This window comes from Nocardia sp. alder85J (assembly GCF_020176955.2).
In the GTDB taxonomy this organism is placed as follows: Bacteria; Actinomycetota; Actinomycetes; order Mycobacteriales; family Mycobacteriaceae; genus Nocardia.
On record NZ_JAIUCZ020000002.1, the window covers coordinates 719842 to 739643 of the forward strand.

A 19802-nucleotide genomic window follows, 5' to 3' on the forward strand; every position below is an offset into this window, starting at 1 on the left:
CGGCATCCGGCGCATCGTCGCGCTGCGCGAATTATTCTGTGTAGCAGGACAATTCGATGAGATTGCGGTCGGGGTCGCGGAAATACACACTGGTGATCGGGCCGAGTGCTCCGGTCCGCCGCACCGGGCCTTCGAGGATCGGGACGCCGTATGCGGTGAGTTCGGCGATCACCTGGTCCAGCGGCTCCGCGACGATCAGGCAGAGGTCGGCGCTGCCGGGGGTGGGCCGGTCCGCCTTCGGGTCGAATTCGCCGCCGTGCGGATGCAGGTTGATCTTGCTGTCGCCGAATCGCAATGCCAGGCGGCCGTTGCCGAAGGTCTCGGCGCGCATGCCGAGCACCTCGGTGTAGAAGCGCACCGTCGCGTCGAGGTCGGCGACGGTCAGCACCAGATGATCGAGGCGGTCGATGCGCACGGTGAACCTCCGCGAGGTGAGTGTGGTTGTCCGGCTCGGTATTTCACCGGTCCGGCGGTCAGGAGCGGATGACCCACTCGAAGGCGTCGGCCTTCGAGCGCGCGCCCTGGGCGGTCTTGGACCGGTTCGGCTCGCCGAGATCGGAGAGCAGTTTCTCGGTGACGCCGACCAGTTCGGCCAGGATCGCCGGGGTGAACCAGTCCGGACGGATGGCGAACAGGATGTCCTCGGTGGAGGTGTTGCCGCTGGCGCCGGGTGCGAACGGGCAGCCGCCGAGGCCACCCAGCGATCCGTCGACGAAGGCTGCCCCGGCCGAGATCGCCGCGAGCGTGTTGGCGACGCCGAGGCCCCAGGTGTCGTGGCCGTGGTAGCCGATGCGCCGCTGCGGGGTCTCGGCGGCCACGCGGCTGATCAGGCGCGTGACCTGCGCGGGTACCGCTTGACCGAGGGTGTCGCAGAGGACCACGTCGTCGGCCCCGTCGGTGCGCGGATCGGCGGCGATGGCCAGCACCCGGTCCGGGTCGACCGGGCCGTCGAACGGGCAGGTGAACGAGGTGGCCAGGGTCAGCTGGATGCGGCCGCCCGCCGCGTGCGCGAGTTCGACGGCGGCGGGCATCGCGGCGACGCTGTCCTCGGCGGTGCGGCCGATGTTCGCCTGGTTGTGGGTGTCCGACACCGACAGGCAGTACTGGAAGTTGCGGGCGCCGGCGGCCAGCGCCTTCTCCACGTGCCGGGGCGTGGCCACCCACAGCCAGCACCGCTCGAGTTCCTCCGGGGTCAGCTGCGCGACCACCTCCAGCGAATTGGCCAGCGGCGGTACCAGATCCGCGCGGGCCAGCGAGCCGATCTCGAGCTCCGGCACCCCCAGCCGCAGCAACCGCCGGACCAGCTCCACCTTGGTCTCCGTCGGCAGCAGGCCCCGGGTCAGTTGCAGCCCGTCGCGCAGGGTGACATCCCGCAGCGTCGCCACCGGTGTGAAAGTGTCGTCCATCGGGATCCTTTCGCTACGGGCTCGGCGGTGTGCCACGACTCCCGGATCCCGGTCGCACCGAACCGGTCGGCACCGACTCCGCGACGACCGCCGATCGTGTGGTCACCACCATCGAGCCTATAACCGCCCGGGTACGCTCTCGCGCCGAGCCGCCGAGCCGCCGAGCCGCCGAGCCGCCGAGCCGCCGAGCCGCCGAGCCGCCGAGCCGCCGAGCCGCCGAGCCGCCGAGCCGCCGAGCCGCCGAGCCGCCGAGCCGTCGAGCCGTCGAGCGGTCGCGGGCAGGGAGCAGCTGGGTCGATGAGCCGCGAGTCGCTGCGTTCGTCGGGCGGCCGTACCTGTCGAGGTGCCGCGCCTTCGGATCGCCGAGGTCACTCGGTAACCGGGTCATCGGTTCACCGAGTGGGGTCCACCGGGTGGACGGCCCGGGTGCGCCGGGATGCCCGGCAGGCAACGCCGCGAAGCGTCGGCGGCACAGGTGACCCCAGGACGCCGGGGGCACGGGGTCACCGGGACGCATATGCCGATCGCAGGCGGGAGAAGGCGGTGCCGGGGCCTTCGGCCAGACGGGTGGCGATCATGTCGCAGACATCTTCCGGGCCGTGCTGTGCGGTGTCGATGGTCAGGTCGGCGATGTCGTTGGCGTAGACCGAGTCGTAGAACCAGGGGCGCAGGCGGGTGAGGCGGTCGACGATGCGGCGGGCCGCGTCCTCGCCGAGGATCTCGACAGGGAGTTTCTTGTCCATCTGCCGTTCGGCGACGCGGCGTTCCAGGACCTCGAAGGGGGGTTTCAGGGTCACCAGCAGGACCGGGAGGCCGTCCAGGCGGTGCAGGCAGTCCACGAGGACGGGAGTGTCGGTCATCAGCAGGTGGTCGACGACGATGTTGCGGTCGTTGCGGGCGGCGGTGGCGATCCATTCGTGCAGGATCTCGAAGGCGCGTACGCCGTGCGGGCCGAAGGTCCAGCGCAGCGGGCCGTCGGGGTCGGCCGGGTCGACCGGAACCGCCTGGATGCCCTCGGCGGCCTGCGGTCCGTGGTGACCGTAGCGGGCGGGCAGGGTGTTGGCGAGGAAGTCGTCGATGCCGTAGGACAGCCAATAGTCCTGGGCGCGTTGCTGGAACAGCCGGCAGGCGGTCGACTTGCCGGAGCCGGAGGTGCCGTTGACGATCACGATCTGCCCGGACATCATGCCCCCAGCACGATTTCGCCGCGGGCCACCCGGCGGAACCGTTCGGCGGGGGAGAACTCCTGGTTGTCGCCCCAATGGGTGACACCCGCGACGTCCCATTCGGCCAGCGACCAGACCACGGTGTGGTCGGTGTAGCCGGTGAAGACCAGGCCGGGATCGATGATGCCGGTGGCGTGTACGGTGCGGCCGAGCTGGTCGGTGCCGTCGAACACCACCTCGGTCGGCCCGAAACGGCCGTACTCCAGCACTTCTCGGCCGCCGTCGACCAGGCTGCCGAGTTCGCCGTCGCGCCAGAGGAATCCGCCCACGCACTTCGCGGTGCGGCCCTCGCCCATGCACAGGGCGTGGAAGGCGGTGCCGTCGGCGATCCCCCAGAAGTAGCCGCCGCAGGCCAGCGACTCGTAATCGCGTGCGCCGTACGAGGTGTCGCGCATCGAGAAGCAGTCGATCGGGTAGCGCTCACCGTGCCGGTGGACGGTGCCGGTCATCCGGCCGGGCTGCTCCAGATGGAATTTCGCGGTCGACTGCTGGCCGGGATCGCCGGTGCGCAGTTCGTGGATCGGGCCGACGGCCTCCCACACCAGGTCCATCCGGAAATCGTCGTGGTCGTAACCGATCCGGTAGCGGGTCAGCGGTTCCAGCACCTCGACGGACAGCGAATTGCGGGCCGTCATCGCGAACTTCTGCGCCCCGGCCGGCATCGCCTGGAGATGACTCCAGTTGTAGTACAGGCAATCCCACTGCGAGGTGCCGGACGGATCCCACATCACGGGACCGCCGTTGAGCATGCCCATATTGGGGCGGAAGTAGTACTGGATCATCCCGTGCAGCCGCCGCTGCGGAATCGAGAAGGAGAACCAGACGCTCTCGTTCCAGTACGGATTGTCGTCGCGGCCTTCGCCGAAGCGGTCGGCGGCGGGCAGTTCGGTCATGTGATCTTCCGGTGACGTCCGGGGCACACCTCCGGCCGGTATCGGTCGTGATCGACCCGAGGAGTGCGGTCCAGCAGAGTGAGTACTTACCCGACTAGCATAGGGTCCGGCACGCAGCCTGATCGGCTTTCCGGCGCGGTCCGCTCGAGGACATCGGATCCGAATGTGGGGGGATCGAATGCCGGTGAGCTGGGTTGCAGCCCAGCAGCGCGGGCGAGTAGGGTCGGCCGCAGCTGAGCTGCGGGGGCGTGAAGCCTGCCGATTCGATCAAAGGGTGGGCCGAGCCGATGTCGAGGGGGATTCGCATGAACTGTTGGCGACGGGCTCTCTCGGGTATCTGCGTGATCGTCATGGCCGGGCTCGGATCGGCCGGGTGCGGGAACGGCGGTGGCGGATTATCTGCCGGGACCGGGACGGCGGTGTCGACCACGGCATTGCCGGCTGCGCCCACTGCGTTCGACCCGTGTTCGGATGTGCTGAAGCCTGCGCTGGATTCGGAGCAGTTGCACGGCAAGGAACGAGACGATTCGAACGGGAACGGGGGGACGCAGTGGCGCGGATGCGGGTGGGTGCAAACCGACGGGTACTCGGTGTCGATCCGGACCACCAACATCACCTTGGCGATGGTTCGGGCGAATGCCGGCTTCAAGATTGCCGAGGAGCTGACGATCGGTGGGCGGGCGGCGATTTCGTATCACGACAGTGATACGACCGATCCTCGGCACGGTTGTATTCTCGATGTCGAGATCAAAGGTGGGAGTCTCGAGTTCTTCCTGGACAATCCGGCGTCCCGGCGGCTGAGCGGGGGAACGGACACCTGCGAGATTGCGAAGAGTCTCGCGGCCAAAGTTGTGTCGTTGATTCCCGATTCGGTATGAACGGATATGCGGTCTCGAGGGTAGGAGTTGAAATCCGATGGGGCAGCCCGAAAAACCGCCGCAGTCGGCGCTGGCAGATCTTATCGCGGCGGCCGAAGAGGGCCGGTTGACAGTCGGTTTCAATTCCGATATGAGGATCAACGCTGAGGAGTTCGCTTACCTCGAGCGCGATTGCCGGGCCTTCAAGGAGTCGATCCAGAATCTGCAGCGCGTTGCCGGAGAGATTGCGGCGCAGGAGAAGTGGGGGCTAGGTGAGGATCGATCGATCCTGACATCCGCCGAGGTCTTGGTTCACCGATTTCGCGCGAAGGCGGCCATCGTAGATTCCGGCCGGGATTCGGGCAACAACGTTTATGACATACTGGACCAGCACTATCGGATAGTCGACAGCCTGCAGGAACTGCATCGAGTGATCGCTCAGCGGTATATCGAGGCCGATCAGGTATTCGCTGCTCGATACAATGAGCTGATGGCGAACATGCCGCCGAGTTCGATCGGAAATTCTCCGTTCCAAGGTCCGATGCAGACCGGTGAAGGGAAATGGCGATGAGAGATGGGAATTGTCACTTCTGCCCGGGCTGAATGGGGTCGGGGGGTTGCTGGACGAAAGGTTCTGGAGCGTATTTGTCGCACAGCGTGCCAGGATTCTGGTTGCCGACCGCGCTCACGATCGAGGTGACCAACGGGCGCGGTGCCGGTGTGCTGCGTGACTCCAGGGCGGAAGGCTCGGTCGTCCAAGAAACCGTAACCCATTCGGCGGACAAAGACTTTCCGAAATGCTGATCATGGACCGGTTTGCTGTCCACGATCGAGTACAGGCCCGGTGTGTCGAATTCGCAAAGTGTTACACGGTAGCCGGAATCTATCTGTTCGGATCCTATCGCACTCCATTGTGTGCCACCGGTGGTATGCCATTTGGTTCTGAGATCTTTCCAAAGGGCCTCGGGCCAAAAATATGTCTTGACCACGCGTTCGTTGTACGCCTGCATCAGGGTGGGATTGTAGTCGTTCGAATTCATATAGAGGTCATTCGCTACTTTGGTTTCGGCTGCGAACTGCGCGGCCTCCCGTGGCTGTCCCGTGAGTGTTGCATCCATGATCCAGGCCGAGGTCGCGGCCGGATACCGAGTCGTAGGCCCGGCCGGATCGGTCGAAGAGGACGATGGTGACGGGTTCGCTGATTCGTGTTGCCCTGTCGAACATCCGCCGACGAGGGCGCCAGCGACAGCGCAACCAATCGTAATGGATAATGCGCGGCGTAGGTGATCGGAGGTCCAAAGTTTTGTCATTTCACCTCGATCGTCTCGGATCCGCCGTCGAGAAAGCCCTGGAGTTTTCGGCGATCTCCGATCAGGTCCTTGACAACTGCGATGTCACCTGTGGTGCCGATTGTGTCCAGATAGCCGGCCAGGCCGCGGCTCGTGAGATAGGCCCTTATCGCGTTATTCGAAAGCTGTAAATTGCCCTCGTTGTAGTGCATGGGTCCGCTGTGATCGGTGGCCAGGATTTCTGTTGGGATCTGGCCATTTCGGTAACTTGCGTCGATGAGCTTGTTGGTCGCCTCTGCTCGGATCTCGGAAGATATCCGACTATCGCTCGGATCCTGCACGTGCACAGGATCCGGTGCCGGATTCCACGCCGAGATGATTCTATCCATCGCGTCCCCGGGCAAACCGTTGAGATAACCCTTGGCGCCGCCCTGTGCCACGCTGGGCAGCAGATCGGTGATCGGCGAGGTGACCTTGTCCGTCGGGAGGACGTCGCTGATGATCTCCTTGGCGACCTCCGCGGCCTGCTGCTTGCTGTCGTACACCTCTTGTAGATGCTTGGCGGTGTCGGTGGCGTTCGTGTCGTCCTGATAGAACAGTGCGTTGTAGTGCTGGGCCGTCATGCGGGCGTTCAGATCTCGGAGATGGGTGTAGGCGTCGTTCTCGGTGAGCCACTGCCCGACGTTGTTTCCGCCCTCGCGCATCGCCTGGTCGTAGATGGTGGCCTCGCGGAGTGCGCGACCGGTCTCCAGGAGGTTGCGGCCGTCCTCGGACTGGTTGGCCAGGAACAGCAGCCGGTCGCCGTCGTCGACGCCGAGTCGCACCTCGCTGGAGATCGGCGGGGGGTACTGGTGTGGATCCGCGGAGGTGGGAAGGGCCAGGGAGGTCATCTGGTTCGGGTCGGCCAGCGCATCCAGGTTGGACGACAGCACCTTCGACAGTCCGGAGGCCAGTTCGGGGTTCTTCCGGAACAGGTCGGCATTGTTCTCGAATACCGTGTGGCCGCCCGTCCCGGCGGTCAGGGCGGATCCGCTGCCGGATTCGACAGGCGCGAGAACGTGTGGCAACGCAGCGATCGTCTTGCGGGACAGATCACCGTCGGGGGTCTGGTCGTGGGCATGGTCACCGGCCCAGCTGTACAGCTGGGAGGCGACCTTGCCCTTGTCGCCCCAGTCGTGGTGGAAGATCTGCTCGCGGAAGGTCTTCGGGTCGGCGTAGACGTCACCGGGAGTGTGGACCGCGCCGGTCGAGTCGCTGAGCATGCCGTAGTCGACGGTGTGGTTTCGCGTGCCGAGGTCGAGGAAGGTGCGGGCGGTGTCGGCGATCTGGGGTTTGTCCCGGTCGAAGTACTCGCTGCTCATTCCGACGGCGCCGACGTTGCGGAAACGATCGACGAGGTCGGTGGCGGCGTGATTGTTGCCGTCGAGGTATCCGCTCATGCTGGCGGCGGTGATCTGCATCTGCGCGGCCGTCACGGCGCCGGGAACGAAGCCGGGGTTGGCCTCGCCGAGAAGTTTCGCGAACCTCGCCTGATCGCCGAATCGGTTGCGCATCTCCAGCGGTCCGGTCGGTGGGTTGGATTCCAGCCGGTCGGAGACCAGCTGCCGCATGTAGTCGGGGAGTTGATCGTAGCCGCCGGGCCGGAAGGCGCCGTCGGGGCCGGTGCTGCCGACCTGCTCGTTCGACAGCATCATGATCGCGTTGGCGAGATTGTCGCGCTGGCCTGCCGCGAGCGGATTCGGTGAGCCGGCACCGCGGGCGAGCGTCTCTTCCTGGGTGAGCTGGTCCGACAGCGCGAACAGGCCGTCCTTGCCGGACTTGTCGAAGAATTCCCGGTAGTAGTCCTGGACGTCGGCGGGAATCGTGGCGACATGCTTGCCGTCGGCGAGGTCGCGCAGGTCCTGTGGCGTGAGGTAGTACTGCGGCATGTCCGCGGCCACCGCGTCGAGGGCGGTCTTGTCTCCGGTCTTGGCGGCGTCGGCGAGTCGTTTCCCGTCCTCGGCGCCGAGCCGGGCGCCCTGCGAGGCGGCCTCGTCGACCGCTATCGAGGAACCGAACAGATCACCTGCGGCGCGGATGAGCTCACCGCGTGCGGCGAGCAGGCGGCCGAGTTCGGTTTCGGCCTGGGCGAGTTCGCGGCGGGCGGTGTCGACGGCATCCTGGTGGGCGCGGACAGCGTCGGCGTCGTGCCCCGAGACGGCCCAGTCGTCGGCGACGGTCAGCGTTGCGGCCTCGGCGTCGGCGGCTTTGGTGCGCAGCACATCTCGGTGGGCGGAGACGTTGCCGGTGGCGCCGGTGAGCGCGTCGAGGAAATCCTCGATGTCGCCGTAGATCTTACGGGCTTCGTCGTGGTCCTGGCCGACTCGGTCGTAAGCGGCGTGGTAAGCCGCCCCGGACCAGACCTGTCCGATATCGGTGAAATACTTACGGCTGTCGTCGATTTCTTGCAGGAACTGCTGATTTCCGGTGCGCAGGACGGCGGCCCAATCGTCGAGCGCCCGCAGGTTCCAGCGTTCCAGTTCCGAGCGCGAGGGCATCAGCGGCTCCCGGTGGGGTGGAAGTCGAGAGCATGCATCTGCTGCGCGAATTCGTCGTCGGTCATCCGCAGATTTCCGGCGCAGTCGCGAATCTTGCCCGCCAGCACCCTCATTCGCGTGCCGACCCGGAGGTAGGCGCCCTCGATGTGCAGACCCAGCTGTTCGCAGGCGGCGGGTATCGACGAACCCGGCATGCTCGCCGCGACATCGTTGTCCTTGCCCCGCACCTTGATACCGTCGACGGTGTCGCCGAGTGCATCCAGTACGCGCGCCAGCGTCTCGAGCTGGTCGGCGTCGGCTTTCAACATCAGGTCCCCTCCTCCGCCCCTGCCCGGACCTCTGTCGCTGCCCGCCCGCGGATCGAATCGAGGTTACCGCAGGACGAATCGGGCAATCGGGAAACGGGGTGGCGGCGGTATCGGCCGGGAGTTCAGCCGATCGTCTTGCGGTCCTTGAGTTCTGCGATGTCGTCCCAGGTCAGTCCCAGTTCCAGCAGCACCGTCTCGGTATGTTCGCCGGTCTCGGGGGCTCGGGTCGGTTGTCCGGGGCGGCCGTCGAATCGGGCGGGGATGGTGACCATGGGGAGGGTGTGGCCGTTGCCCAGATCCACGTCGGCGAGATAGCCGTTCGCCTCGACCTGCGGGTCGGCGGCCAGTTCGTGCGGTTGTTGCGCGGGCGCCCATTCGCCCTCGAAATCGGCCAGGGCCGTGCGCCATTCGTCGAAGGTGCGGCGGGCGAAGACCGTGTCCAGCCAGTCCACGCAGGCGGCGGCGTTGCGGGTGCGGGCGGCGAGGTCCGCGAAGCGCGGATCGGCCGCCGCGGCCGGTTCGCCGAGGGCCCGGCACAATTCGGGCCAGCGCCGGTCCGGGGCGAGCAACTGCAACAGGATGAAGCGACCGTCGGCGGTGCGGTAGGGCAGCATCAGCGGGTTGGCGGCCCGGTGGCGGTCCGGCCGCGCCGGTTCCGGGCTGCGGCCGTCGATCACGGAATTCACCAGATCGGCCTGGATCTGCCACATTCCGGAGGCCAGCAGCGAGGCGTCCACCATGGATGTCACGCCGGTGGTGGCCCGCCGGTACAGTGCGGCGCCGACCGCTCCGGCGATCGACAGTGCCGCGGTGACGTCGCCGAACGCGGTGCGGGGTGCGGCGGGATATTCCTCGGCCGGATGCCGGTGCAGGTGCTGCATACCGCTGCGGGCCCAGTAGGCGCCCGCGTCGTAGCCGCCGCGATCGGCCTCCGGGCCGTCGGCACCGAACGCGGTGCCGGAGGCGTAGACGATCGCGGGATTGTCGGCCCGGATTCCGTCGAGGTCGATGCGCAGTACTCGCCGCCCGGCCGGACGCACGCTGGTGAGGAAGACGTCGGCCCCGGCGAGCAGCCGGGTCAGCAGCCGCCGGCCCTCGGGCCGCTTCAGGTCCACCGCGACCGACCGTTTGCCGCGGTTGGCCGCCTGGAACTGCACGTCCGCGCCGTGATGGAGTTTGTGCAGGCCGCTGGTCACCAGCCCCCGATACGGGTCGCCGGTGCCCGGATGTTCGATCTTGACGACGTCCGCGCCCCACTCCGCGAGCACCGCGGCGGCCATCGGCACGAAGACGTGCGAGGCCACCTCGACCACCCGCACCCCGTGCAGTGGTCCGGGGGTCATCCCGAGCGGCCCGATTCGATCAGCGTACGGGCGACCCGCACCGGGATGCCGTCGAGGATCAGCGGGATCGCCGCCGCGCTGGGCAGTGCCGTGCCGGTGCCCTCGCCGGTGTGCCGATACGCCTGGATACCGTAGCGGCCCATGGCGATCGCCAGCCGGTCCACCGGTTCCTCCTCCGGGTCCGGTGGTTCGCTGCCGGGCTGCGGGACACACCAGGTCCAGTGGCCGACGGAGGTGGCGAACCGTAACTCCAGATAGTCCGCACGGGCCGGGCACGGGCCGGTGGATTCCAGGCTGGCGGGCAGGAAGGCGTTGTCGGCCGAGACAGTCGTCATGGTGCACCGTCCGTGTAGGTCCCGGTATGCCGTTGCGGCACACCGGGACCGATGAGTGAGGGTCAGGGTAGTGAGGCTGGTATTCCGATGCTCCGGGGTTCCAGGAAACTTCGCAACCCTTCCGGTCCGAGTTCGCGCCCGATGCCGGACTGTTTGAACCCACCGAACGGCACCGCCGGGAACGGCGGATAGGTGCCGTTGATCGCGATGCTGCCGGTGCGGATCCGCAGGGCGACCTCGAGACCGCGCTGCGCGTCGGCGGTCCACACGCCGCCGGACAGGCCGTACGGCGAGTCGTTGGCGATGCTGACCGCCTCGTCGTCGCCGTCGTAGGCGATCAGGCACAGCACCGGGCCGAAGATCTCCTCGCGGGCCACCCGCATGGTGTTGTCCGCGTCGGCGACGATGGTCGGCGCGTAGTACCAGCCCCTGGGCAGATGCTCGGGCCGCCGGCCGCCGGCGGCGATGCGGGCGCCGTCGGCCAGGGCGGAGGCGACGTAGCTCTCCACCCGATCCCGCTGCCGTTCGGCCACCAGCGGCCCGACCAGGGTGGCCGGATCGTGCGGATCGCCGACGACGACCGAATCGGCTGCCGCGGCGGCGTATTCGACCGCCTCGGCGTAGCGGGCCCGGGGGATCAGCACCCGGGTGTGCGCGCCGCAGACCTGCCCGGACAGGTGCATCCCGCCCTTCACCAGCGGCGGCAGCACCGCGGCCAGGTCGGCATCGTCGAGCACCAGCGCCGCGGATTTGCCGCCGAGTTCCAGCGACACCCGCTTCACCTGGTCGCCGCACAGGCTCATGATCCGCTTGCCCGCCGCGGTCGATCCGGTGAAGGCGATCTTGTCCACGCCCGGATGGGTCACCAGATGTTCGCCGACCTCGCGGCCGCCGGGCACCACGTTCACCACGCCGGGAGGCACCCCGGCCTCGTCCAGCGCCTCCGCGAGCACGAAGGTGCTCAACGGGGATTCGGGGGCGGGCTTGAGGATCACCGGGCAGCCGGCCGCCAGCGCGGGGGCCACTTTCCAGGCCGCGAGGGTCACCGGCGCGTTCCACGGCGTGATCGCCGCGACCACCCCGATCGGCTCGTTGGTGACCAGGCCGCGGCGTTCGCCGACGGTGACGGTGCGGCGGAACTCGAAGGTGGGGATCAGCCCGGCGTAGTAGTCGAACAGCGCGGCCACCAGGCCGGTCTGAGCCTGCTTGGCCTGGCTGATGGCGCACCCCATCTCGTCGACGGTGATGCCGGCGATATCGGATTCGCGCTTGCGCAGCAGTTCGGCGGCGCGGGCCAGCACCTCGGCGCGCTCCTGCGGCGTCATCCGGGGCCACGGGCCGTCGTCGAACGCCGCGCGCGCCGCGGCCACCGCCCGGTCGATGTCGGCGGTGGTCGCGAGCGGAACCTCGCCGACGACCTCCTCCGTCGACGGGGAGATGACGGGCAGTCGTTCCGTACCGGCGGGCGCCACCCAGCGTCCGCCGATGAAGAATTCCCGGCGGTACATCAGCCGGTCGTCCACGCTGTACTCCTGGATCGGGCGCCCCCGCGCGAGGCGGGAACGCAAGGGTCACTGACCGATTCGATGAATTGGGCAATTCGGACCGGACGGTCGGGCCGTGCGGGCCAGATGAAAGTATCTACTTACTTACTTTAATGATACGTCCGGGTCTGCACAACCGGGCTCATTCCGCCGGATCCGGCACTCCGCGCAGGTGCGGGGCCATCATCAGCGGGGTCACGGTCAGCACACCGGACTCCACCGGCAGCGTCGCGCCGGTGATCCAGCGGGCCTCGTCGCTGGCCAGGAACGCCACCGCCGCGGCCACGTCCCAGCCGTCGCCGGGGGTGCCGAGCAGCCCGGCCTCGGCGCGCATGGTGTCCATGAAATTCGCGCGGGCGCCCGGCGCGCTCACCGACTGCACCATCGGCGTGGTGATGTGCCCCGGCGCGATGGCGTTGACCCGGATGCCCTGGCGGCCGTGCGAATACGCCATGTCCACGGTCATCGCCTGCAACGCGCCCTTGGCGGCGGAATAGGCGAGGGTGCCGTCGCCGCGCAGCGCCGAGATCGAGGAGATGTTGACGATCGACCCGGAACCCTTCTCCGCCATCACCGGAACGGCGTACTTGCTGGCCAGGAACGCGGTGCGCAGATTGATGTCGAAGGTGCGGTCCCAGTCCTCCTCGGTGGTGTCGACGACGGTGCCCAGCGCCGCCCGGCCGATGTTGTTGACCAGCACGTCGAGGGTGCCGAAGGTGTCGACGGCGGTGCGGACCATCGCCTCCGCGTCGGCGGCCCTGGTCAGATCGCCGGCGAAGACCGCCGCCTTGCCGCCGGATTCCTCGATCATCTGCCGGGTCAGCTCGGCGCGCTCCGGCGCCACGTCCACCAGCAGCACGCTCGCGCCCTCCCGGGCCAGCGTCACCGCCGCCGCCTTGCCGGTGCCGACACCCGGGCCGGGCGTCGATCCGGCGCCGGTCACGATCGCCACCTTGCCCTCGACCCGGCCTGTCCGATATGTCATGTCCCGCTCCATCTTCCGATCCGAACTTCCGCTCACCAGGCGGTGAGCAACGCCGCCCCGGCCTCGATCCCCCCGACATTGGTGACCGCGGCCACCCGGGCCGCGCGCACCTGCCGTTCCCCGGCCTCGCCACGCAACTGCCGCACCGCCTCCGCGGTGTGCCCGAATCCGGCGTGCAGCCGCCCGCCGGACAACTGCCCGCCCCAGGTGTTCAACGGCAGCTCGCCGTCCAGCGCGATCCGCTTGCCGCCGTCGACGAAGGCGCCCGCCTCGCCGACGCCGCAGAAGCCCATCGCCTCCAGCCACCACACCGCCTCGATGGTGAAGCCGTCGTAGAGCTGGGCCACATCCACATCGCCGGGTCGCAGGTCGGTACGCGCCCACAGCGCGGCGGCGGTGCCGTGCCCGACCCGGCCCATGTCCTCCCACTGCTCCCAGGACGGCCGCCCGTCGACCACCCCGGCCATCGCCTCGATCCGCACCGGGGCCCGCAGGTCCCGGGCCGTCTCCGCCGCCGACACCACGATCGCGGTCGCCCCGTCGGCGGGCACGTCGCAGTCGAACAGGCAGATCGGCGAGGAGATCAGGCGGGCCGCCAGATACTCCTCGACGGACAGTGGCTTGCGGTACACCGCATCCGGATTGAGCGCGGCATGGGCGCGCTGGGTCACCGGCAGCCACGCCAATTGTTCGCGGGTGACGCCGTATTCGTGCATGTAGCGGGTCGCGTAGGGGGCGATCTGGCAGACCGGCGACAACATCCCGATCGGCAGCAGCCAGGACATCGGTCCCTCCGCGACCGGTTTGGTGGACCCGTAGGCGGGCCGGCCACCGGCGTTGCGGGCCGCGCTGCCCTCCTTCACCGTGCGCCAGATGACCACGTGCCGGGCCTGTCCGGTGGCGATCGCCTGCGCGGGACCGTAGAACGGCAGCGACATGCCCTCGACCAGCCCCTGGCGCCAGGTGGTGCGCAGCCGCAGCGCGTCCTGCACCTCGTACAGGCTGCCGTTGGAGTAGCCGGGCAGATTCGCCACGCCGCCACCGGGATACATCGCCAGCCCGTCGATGTCGTCGAGCGTCAGCCCGGCATCGGCGACCGCCGCGAGGATCGCGTCCAGCGTCAGCTGGAACCCGGACCGATCGAGCTGCCGTCCGATCGCCGACTGCCCGACCCCGGAGATCACCACCTTGCGCTCGAACAGCTCGGTGCCGGTGCCGGGCGCGCGCCGCACGCTGTGGTCGGCCGGCCCGCCGGCCACGGCATCGGCAGCGTCTCGGGCCGGAGCCGCGGCGGCAGCGCTCACGGCATCGGCGGGGGTGAGCGGGCCGGACCCGGTGGTCGAGTGGGCGGCCGCCCGGGGGTCGTTGCCGGTGCCGTTCGGATCGACGGCGACGAAGCTCGGGATGTGGTGGCCGCCGGGGCCGGGTTCGAAGCCGATCTCGACCGGCATGCCGATCGCGGCCTGGTCCGGGGAGCAGCCGCGCAACCGTCCGGCTACGCGAACACCCGGATGTTCGGGGAATTCCACCAGTACCATCGCGTAGGGGACCGCCAGGTCCGGTAGCCAGCGCTGGTGGTTGACCGTGAGGCTGTACACCTCGCCCCGGCCGGTGATCTCGGTGACGGCGAGTTCGCGGCTACGGCAGTGGTGGCAGATGCCGCGCGGCGGGAAGGTGTCCGCGCCGCAGGCCCCGCAGCGCTCGACCACGAGCCGTCCCTCGGCGGCCGCCGCCCAGAACGGCTCGGTCTCCTCGGTCACGGCCGGGGGTATCCCGATCGTCGCGTCGAACGCATCCATCAATCCAGCCTCTTTCTAAGTGAGCATTTGCTATCTTAGGGCGCAGGGCGCCGATCGGAGCGTCATTCGCCGAAGGAGCCGAGTTGTCCAGCGACAGCATCGTTTTCGGAGCCGCAGCGATCCCCGAGCCGGATCGTGACTGGTTGGCGGCCGCTGAACGGTTGCCGATCACCTCGATCTGGCAGGGCGGGCATCTGCTGCCGCCGACCCACACCGGCGAGGCGATCACCCGCCTCGCCCTGATGACCGCGTGGACCGAACGGGTCAGGATCGGTACCGCGGTGCTGGTGCTGCCGCTGTATCACCCGGTGACCGTGGCGAAACAGCTGGCCGACCTGGACTCCCGCTCCGGCGGCCGGGTCTCGGTCGGGGTCGGCATCGGCGGCGAGTTCCCTCATGAATTCGAGGCCGTGGGTGTGCCGCTGAAGGAGCGCGGCCCGCGCACCGACGAGGCCATGTCCATCCTGCGCGCGCTGTGGCGCGGCGATCCGGTCGACCACGACGGCCGCTTCTTCGCCTTCGAGAACCTCCAGCTGCGCCCGGTGCAGCCGCCGGGCGCGCCCGGCTCCGCGATGCGGCCGGGCGGGCCGCCGCTGCTCGTGTCCGGCCGCAAGGAACCGGCCATGCGCCGCGCGGCCCGGCTCGGCGACGGGTGGCTGCCGTACCTGATCTCACCGGCGGCGTACGCGCGCTCGGTGCAGACCATCCACACCGAGGCCGCCGCCCTCGGCCGCGACCTCGGCGGCTTCGAGTGGATGATGTACCTGTACTGCTCGGTCCGCAGCGACGGCGACCGGGCCCGGCGGGATGTGGCCGGATTCCTCGGCAGCGCCTACGGTGACAAGCCCTCGTCGATGCTCGACCGCATCGCCCCCTCCGGCACCCCGGAACAGGTGGCGGCCCGGCTCCAGGAATACGTGGACGCCGGCGTGCGGCACTTCGTCATCTCGCCGGCCGCGCACGAGGACACCCTCGGCATCGTGCGACTGGCCGCCGAAGAGGTGCTGCCCCGGCTGAAGCTGCCCACCACCCCGCTGGCCGGGACGATCCGGTGAGCAGCGCGACCGAACCGCTGTGCGCGGGCCTGTCGGTGGTGGAGGTCGCGGCCGGGGCCAGTGACCTCGGGCTCGGTGTCGCCGGTGGGATCCCCGGGATGATCCTCGCCGAACTCGGCGCCGACGTGGTCCGGGTGACCGGGGAGCCGGCGCCGATCGACGCGGACGTGCCGTGGGGCCGGGTCTGGCACCGGCGCAAGCGGATCCTGCGCGCGGACCACGACGAGACGATCGCGCTGCTGCGCGCCGCCGACGTCGCGCTGGTGTACGGGCCGGAGGACACCGTCGAGGCGCGCGGCCTCGGCTATCGGGATCTGGTGGCGCACAACGCCGGACTGGTCTACGCCCGCTGCCGGCCCAGCCACACCGCGGCCGGCGCGGTCGCGGACTACGGGCTCGCCGTCGAGGCGCGGGCGGGATTCTGCACCCAGCTGGCCGGGCATCGGCCGGGGCCGATCTTCGTCGACGCGCACGCCTCCGGGGTGGGTGCGGCCTCGCTCCTGCTGACCTCGGTATTCGCCCTGCTGGGCCGCCGCGCCCGCACCGGCGCGGGCGGCTGGGCCGAAACCTCGCTCTACGACGGGCTGCTGGCCACCCTGGGCTGCATGATCGGCCGCTCCGAACGCGCCGCCGCCGATGTCGAGTACTACTGGGAGCACGGGTCCACCTTCCCGAACTTCCTGTACCGCTGCGCCGACGGCGAACTGCTCCAGGTGTGGTTCGGCGGAAAAGGCATGTACGAGGCCGTGATCCGGGTGCTCGGCGACGAGCCGAGCGCCGAGGGCTACTACACCGACCAGATGACCGGGAAGCTCGGGGACCGCGCCCGCCGCTGGACCGAATTCTTCGCCACCCGCCCCCGCGCCGACTGGGTCGAGCGGCTGCGCGCCGCCGGCGTCGCCTGCGAACCGGTCCTCGGCCCCGGCGAGGTGCTCGCCGACCCCCACCTGACCGAGATCGGCCTGGCCGCAACGGAATCGGTCGCCGGTCGGCGGATCGTGACGATGGGCACCCCGATGGTGGTCCGGGCCCGCCCCGGCACGGCGGTGGATGCCGCTGCCGCGCACGTGGTTTCGCCTGCTGCCGAGGGTGATCTGCTCGCCGGGCTGAAGGTGGTGGACTTCTCGGCGTTCGTGGCGGGCCCGCTGGCGGCGGAGATCCTCGCGGATCTGGGGGCCGACGTGATCAAGGTGGAGCCGCCGGACGGGGAGGCGATGCGGGCCGCGGCCTATGCGGTGGCGGCCTGTCAGCGCGGAAAGCGCAGTCTGGCGCTGGATATCAACGCGCCCGGGGCGGAACCGGTGGTGCGGCGGCTGCTGGCCGGGGCGGATGTGGTGGTGCACAACTTCCGGGTCGGGGTCGCCGAGCGGCTGGGTATCGGGGAGGAGACCGTGGCGCGGCTCAATCCGCGGGCGGTGTACTGCCATGCCAGTGCGTTCGGGGCGAGCGGGCCGCGCGCGAAGGCGCCCGGCAACGACGCGCTGATGCAGGCGGTGACGGGATTCGAGCGGGCCATCGGGGGCGCGGGCAACGATCCGACCGCGGCGACCTGGATTCCGCTGGACATGTCCGGGGGCTGGCTGGCCGCGGCCGGAATGCTCGCGGGGCTGTACGGCCGGGCCGCGCACGGGCACGGCTACGGCGTGGTGACCAGCCTGCTGGCCGCGGGGATGCTGCCGCACAGCGGCGTCTATCTGGCCGACGGCGAACCGGTGCGCGGCCCGGAACTGGACGCGGCGCAGACCGGGTACGGTCCGGGCTACCGGCTCTATCAAGGCTCGGACGGGGAGTGGTTCGCGCTGGTGGTGCCGGATCCGCGGGGCTGGCGGCGGCTGGCGGAACTGCCCGAGGTCTCGGGGCTGCCGCAGCGGTACGCGCCGCTGCGCGGCGGCGCCGCCGATGCCGAGGCGCGGGCCGCCGAGCCGATCCTGGAGCGGGCCTTCGCCACCGCGTCCGCCGCGGCGTGGGTCGAGCGGTTGCGCGGGCCGGGTCTGCTGGCCGAGCCGGTGGAGGATCTGGATCGGGACGGCTTCCGGCGCGCGGTGCTCGACGATCCGGTGAATCGGCAGCAGGGCCGGGTGCTGGCCTATCACACCGCCGACTGGGGATTCTTCGAGCAGATCGGGCCGCTGCTGCGCTACGGCCCGGCCACCGCCGCGCACGGGCCGCGGCCGATGCTGCCCGGGGTCGGCGAGCACAGTGCGGAGGTGCTGACCGAATTGGGCTTCTCCGCCGACGAGGTGGAACACCTGCTCGCCACCAAGGTCGCGCGTCAGGCGAGCGGCGGGTAGGCCGCGCGGATGTCACGGGACGGCGCGGATGTCACAGTACCGGCGCGAATTTCGACAAATCGTACACCGGAACCGTCCCCGCGAGCGAAGATCGAACCTGGCGACGATGCCGTGCCTCACAGGCGGCATCGGTCGACCGCTGCAACCACACTGGCGCAACCTTCGCCGACGAGGAGGGTTCAGATGCGACGACGCATCACGACATCCGTGGCATGGCGCTATTTCCTGCGCGGCTTGGTGCTGCTCGGCGCGGGCAGCTCCGGTGCCATTCAGCTCTACACCGATTACATCCACGTCGACGGCATCACCGATCCGGTGCTGCCGGTCGAGGAATGGGATTGGTCGATCCCGCACGTCTGGTACGACCTGGCGCACTGACCGTCGTGACGCGGGGCATCGGCCGCCGCGATCCGAGGCGTCGGCCGTCGCGGCGTGGTGCACCGGGCGCGGCGCACGGGTGCGGGCGCTTCGTCGTGCCGATGGTTCCCGTCAGCGACGTGCCGGGTCGGCGTGGCCGGGGATCGCGATGGTCCGGTCGGGCACTGTGCCGGCTGGTGCCGGTTCGAGTCGGTCACCCACTGCCTCGGGCCGGTTCGGCACCGTGTCGTGGTGGCCGTCCGGGTGGCCCAGCAGCCACTGCCACGCCTCGATCGGATCGTCGGCGATGATCGTTGCGCCGCAATGGCATACGCCGAGCAGCTGATCGGTGCCCGGAAACCATTCGATCCGGTGGCGGCCCGGTTCGGTCATGCCCGCGCCGCCGCGGCCTCGGCGTCGGCGTCCGCCTGCGCGCGGGCCAGCCGGGTCATCAGCTTGCGGGCGGCCAGTGCGCCGGTGTCGATGTTGATCGTCAGCTCGCGCACGCCGCCGAGCCGCCGCTCGTCCTCGGCGACGGTCTGTTCGACCAGGTTCAGCGCCACCACGTCCTGCATCACCACGGTGTGGTTGCTGTCGTGCAGATAGTCGGTGACCTTCGGGTCGTCGATCGCGAAATCCCTTGCCACCATCCAGAAGTCGTGCACCGAATGCTCGGTCTCCGGGGTCAGGGCGTAGACGATCTCGGTGTGGAAGGCGCCGGGATCGCGGTCGTGGTCCACCCCGGGGCGATAGCCCGCGGGCGGATACTGGCCCTGCGGCGCGATGCGGGAGTGCAGCCGGTACAGGCACGGCGGCTGGAACTCGATGTCCTGCCAGCGGGTGATGCGGCCGGTGAGGCCGGTCGACTCGGCGTAGAAGGGCGGGCACTGCGCGTCGTCCATGTGCCGCGACACCCGTACCACGCCCGCGGTCTCGTCGACCTCGGTGACGATCGGCGTCTCCGCCACCTCCGGGGTGCCGATGTGTCCGCCGTGCAGGTAGGTCTCGTGCGACAGATCCATCAGATTGTCCATCAGCAGGGCGTGCCGGCCCTGGATGGTCTGCAAGCCGCGGAGGGTGGTCCAGCCGTCGGCGACCAGCCACGGTGCCCGCGGAATCGCGGTGGCGTCGGCCGATTCCGGATCGCCGATCCACACCCAGACGAACGAATCCTGTTCCACCACCGGATAAGCGGCGACCCGCGCGCTGCGCGGAATGCGGGTCTGCGCCGGCACCGCGACGCACGCGCCGGTGCGGTCGTAGGTGAAGCCGTGATAGCCGCAGACGATCCGGTCGCCCTCGGCCCGGCGCGACTTCGACAGCGGGTAGCGCCGGTGGACGCAGCGGTCGGCGAGCGCGACCACCTCGCCGTCCTCGGCGCGGAAGAACACCAGCGGCTCGTCGCAGATGGTCCGGGCGAACAACTCCGTCCCGATCTCGGCGGCGTAGGCGGCCACGTACCACTGGTCGCGAATGATGGTGGTGGAAGGACTCATGCCTTCAGCCTGCGACCGCCCCCCGGCGTGAGCCAAGACACACTTCCGGTGGACGGAAGTCGGCGCCGGCCGGGTCACCAG

The 19802-nt window shown here is 69.4% G+C and carries 19 protein-coding genes; 5 read left to right on the forward strand and 14 right to left on the reverse strand.

Annotated features, from left to right (window positions below; all coding sequences use genetic code 11):
- Positions 1–31 precede the first annotated feature (31 nt).
- The 4 genes from LBW94_RS09450 to LBW94_RS09465 form a co-directional block, all read right to left on the reverse strand.
- Complete coding sequence (locus LBW94_RS09450) at positions 32–415, reverse strand: VOC family protein (RefSeq protein ID WP_225059633.1); 384 nt, start codon at positions 413–415, stop codon at positions 32–34.
- A gap of 58 nt (positions 416–473) precedes the next feature.
- Entirely contained in the window at positions 474–1406 is a 933-nt protein-coding gene (locus LBW94_RS09455; RefSeq protein WP_225059634.1) for a hydroxymethylglutaryl-CoA lyase, read from the reverse strand.
- A gap of 503 nt (positions 1407–1909) precedes the next feature.
- Positions 1910–2593, reverse strand: coding sequence for a chloramphenicol phosphotransferase CPT family protein (locus tag LBW94_RS09460; protein ID WP_225059635.1), 684 nt, complete (start codon positions 2591–2593; stop codon positions 1910–1912).
- Complete coding sequence (locus LBW94_RS09465) at positions 2590–3525, reverse strand: hypothetical protein (protein ID WP_225059636.1); 936 nt, start codon at positions 3523–3525, stop codon at positions 2590–2592. Before LBW94_RS09465 ends, LBW94_RS09460 begins: the two co-directional genes overlap by 4 nt.
- 248 nt (positions 3526–3773) lie before the next feature.
- Here LBW94_RS09465 and LBW94_RS09470 point away from each other — a divergent pair, with 248 nt between their 5' ends.
- Together LBW94_RS09470 and LBW94_RS09475 are read left to right on the forward strand one after the other, a co-directional pair.
- A complete protein-coding gene (locus LBW94_RS09470) occupies positions 3774–4403 on the forward strand; it encodes a DUF3558 domain-containing protein (RefSeq protein ID WP_266270422.1) in 630 nt (209 codons plus the stop codon).
- A 37-nt stretch (positions 4404–4440) separates the two neighbouring features.
- Positions 4441–4953 carry a hypothetical protein gene (locus LBW94_RS09475; RefSeq protein ID WP_225059637.1) on the forward strand — a complete coding sequence of 171 codons (513 nt, stop codon included), beginning with the start codon at positions 4441–4443 and terminating at the stop codon, positions 4951–4953.
- A 13-nt stretch (positions 4954–4966) separates the two neighbouring features.
- Here the strand turns inward: LBW94_RS09475 and LBW94_RS09480 are convergent, their stop codons facing one another.
- The 8 genes from LBW94_RS09480 to LBW94_RS09515 all read right to left on the reverse strand — a co-directional run bounded on the left by LBW94_RS09480 (position 4967) and on the right by LBW94_RS09515 (position 14522).
- The gene (locus tag LBW94_RS09480) at positions 4967–5500 is read right to left on the reverse strand and encodes a hypothetical protein (RefSeq protein ID WP_225059638.1); all 534 of its coding nucleotides are present in this window, start codon (positions 5498–5500) and stop codon (positions 4967–4969) included.
- A gap of 188 nt (positions 5501–5688) precedes the next feature.
- Positions 5689–8208, reverse strand: coding sequence for a hypothetical protein (locus LBW94_RS09485; protein ID WP_225059639.1), 2520 nt, complete (start codon positions 8206–8208; stop codon positions 5689–5691).
- Positions 8208–8516, reverse strand: a complete 309-nt coding sequence (locus LBW94_RS09490) for a hypothetical protein (RefSeq protein ID WP_225059640.1) — start codon at positions 8514–8516, stop codon at positions 8208–8210. Before LBW94_RS09490 ends, LBW94_RS09485 begins: the two co-directional genes overlap by 1 nt.
- A 122-nt stretch (positions 8517–8638) precedes the next feature.
- Entirely contained in the window at positions 8639–9859 is a 1221-nt protein-coding gene (locus LBW94_RS09495) for a CaiB/BaiF CoA transferase family protein (RefSeq protein WP_225059641.1), read from the reverse strand.
- Positions 9856–10194: a hypothetical protein gene (locus LBW94_RS09500; protein ID WP_225059642.1), complete on the reverse strand. Its 339-nt coding sequence runs from the start codon at positions 10192–10194 to the stop codon at positions 9856–9858. Before LBW94_RS09500 ends, LBW94_RS09495 begins: the two co-directional genes overlap by 4 nt.
- A gap of 62 nt (positions 10195–10256) precedes the next feature.
- Positions 10257–11702: an aldehyde dehydrogenase gene (locus LBW94_RS09505; RefSeq protein WP_225059688.1), complete on the reverse strand. Its 1446-nt coding sequence runs from the start codon at positions 11700–11702 to the stop codon at positions 10257–10259.
- 178 nt (positions 11703–11880) lie between these two features.
- Positions 11881–12723 (reverse strand): SDR family NAD(P)-dependent oxidoreductase, encoded by an 843-nt coding sequence (locus LBW94_RS09510; RefSeq protein WP_225059643.1) that lies wholly within the window; start codon positions 12721–12723, stop codon positions 11881–11883.
- A 32-nt stretch (positions 12724–12755) separates the two neighbouring features.
- Positions 12756–14522, reverse strand: a complete 1767-nt coding sequence (locus tag LBW94_RS09515; protein ID WP_225059644.1) for a thiolase C-terminal domain-containing protein — start codon at positions 14520–14522, stop codon at positions 12756–12758.
- A gap of 83 nt (positions 14523–14605) precedes the next feature.
- Between LBW94_RS09515 and LBW94_RS09520 the strand changes: the two genes are divergently transcribed.
- From LBW94_RS09520 to LBW94_RS09530, 3 genes are all read left to right on the forward strand, one after another.
- On the forward strand, positions 14606–15577 hold the full coding sequence (locus LBW94_RS09520; RefSeq protein ID WP_225059645.1) for an LLM class flavin-dependent oxidoreductase: 972 nt from the start codon (positions 14606–14608) through the stop codon (positions 15575–15577).
- The gene (locus tag LBW94_RS09525) at positions 15574–17868 is read left to right on the forward strand and encodes a CaiB/BaiF CoA-transferase family protein (RefSeq protein WP_225059646.1); all 2295 of its coding nucleotides are present in this window, start codon (positions 15574–15576) and stop codon (positions 17866–17868) included. Before LBW94_RS09520 ends, LBW94_RS09525 begins: the two co-directional genes overlap by 4 nt.
- A gap of 183 nt (positions 17869–18051) precedes the next feature.
- Entirely contained in the window at positions 18052–18246 is a 195-nt protein-coding gene (locus LBW94_RS09530; RefSeq protein ID WP_225059647.1) for a hypothetical protein, read from the forward strand.
- Positions 18247–18357: 111 nt separating this feature from the next.
- Here the strand turns inward: LBW94_RS09530 and LBW94_RS09535 are convergent, their stop codons facing one another.
- Positions 18358–18618 (reverse strand): hypothetical protein, encoded by a 261-nt coding sequence (locus tag LBW94_RS09535; protein WP_225059648.1) that lies wholly within the window; start codon positions 18616–18618, stop codon positions 18358–18360.
- Entirely contained in the window at positions 18615–19721 is a 1107-nt protein-coding gene (locus LBW94_RS09540; RefSeq protein WP_225059649.1) for an aromatic ring-hydroxylating dioxygenase subunit alpha, read from the reverse strand. Before LBW94_RS09540 ends, LBW94_RS09535 begins: the two co-directional genes overlap by 4 nt.
- Positions 19722–19802 lie beyond the last annotated feature (81 nt).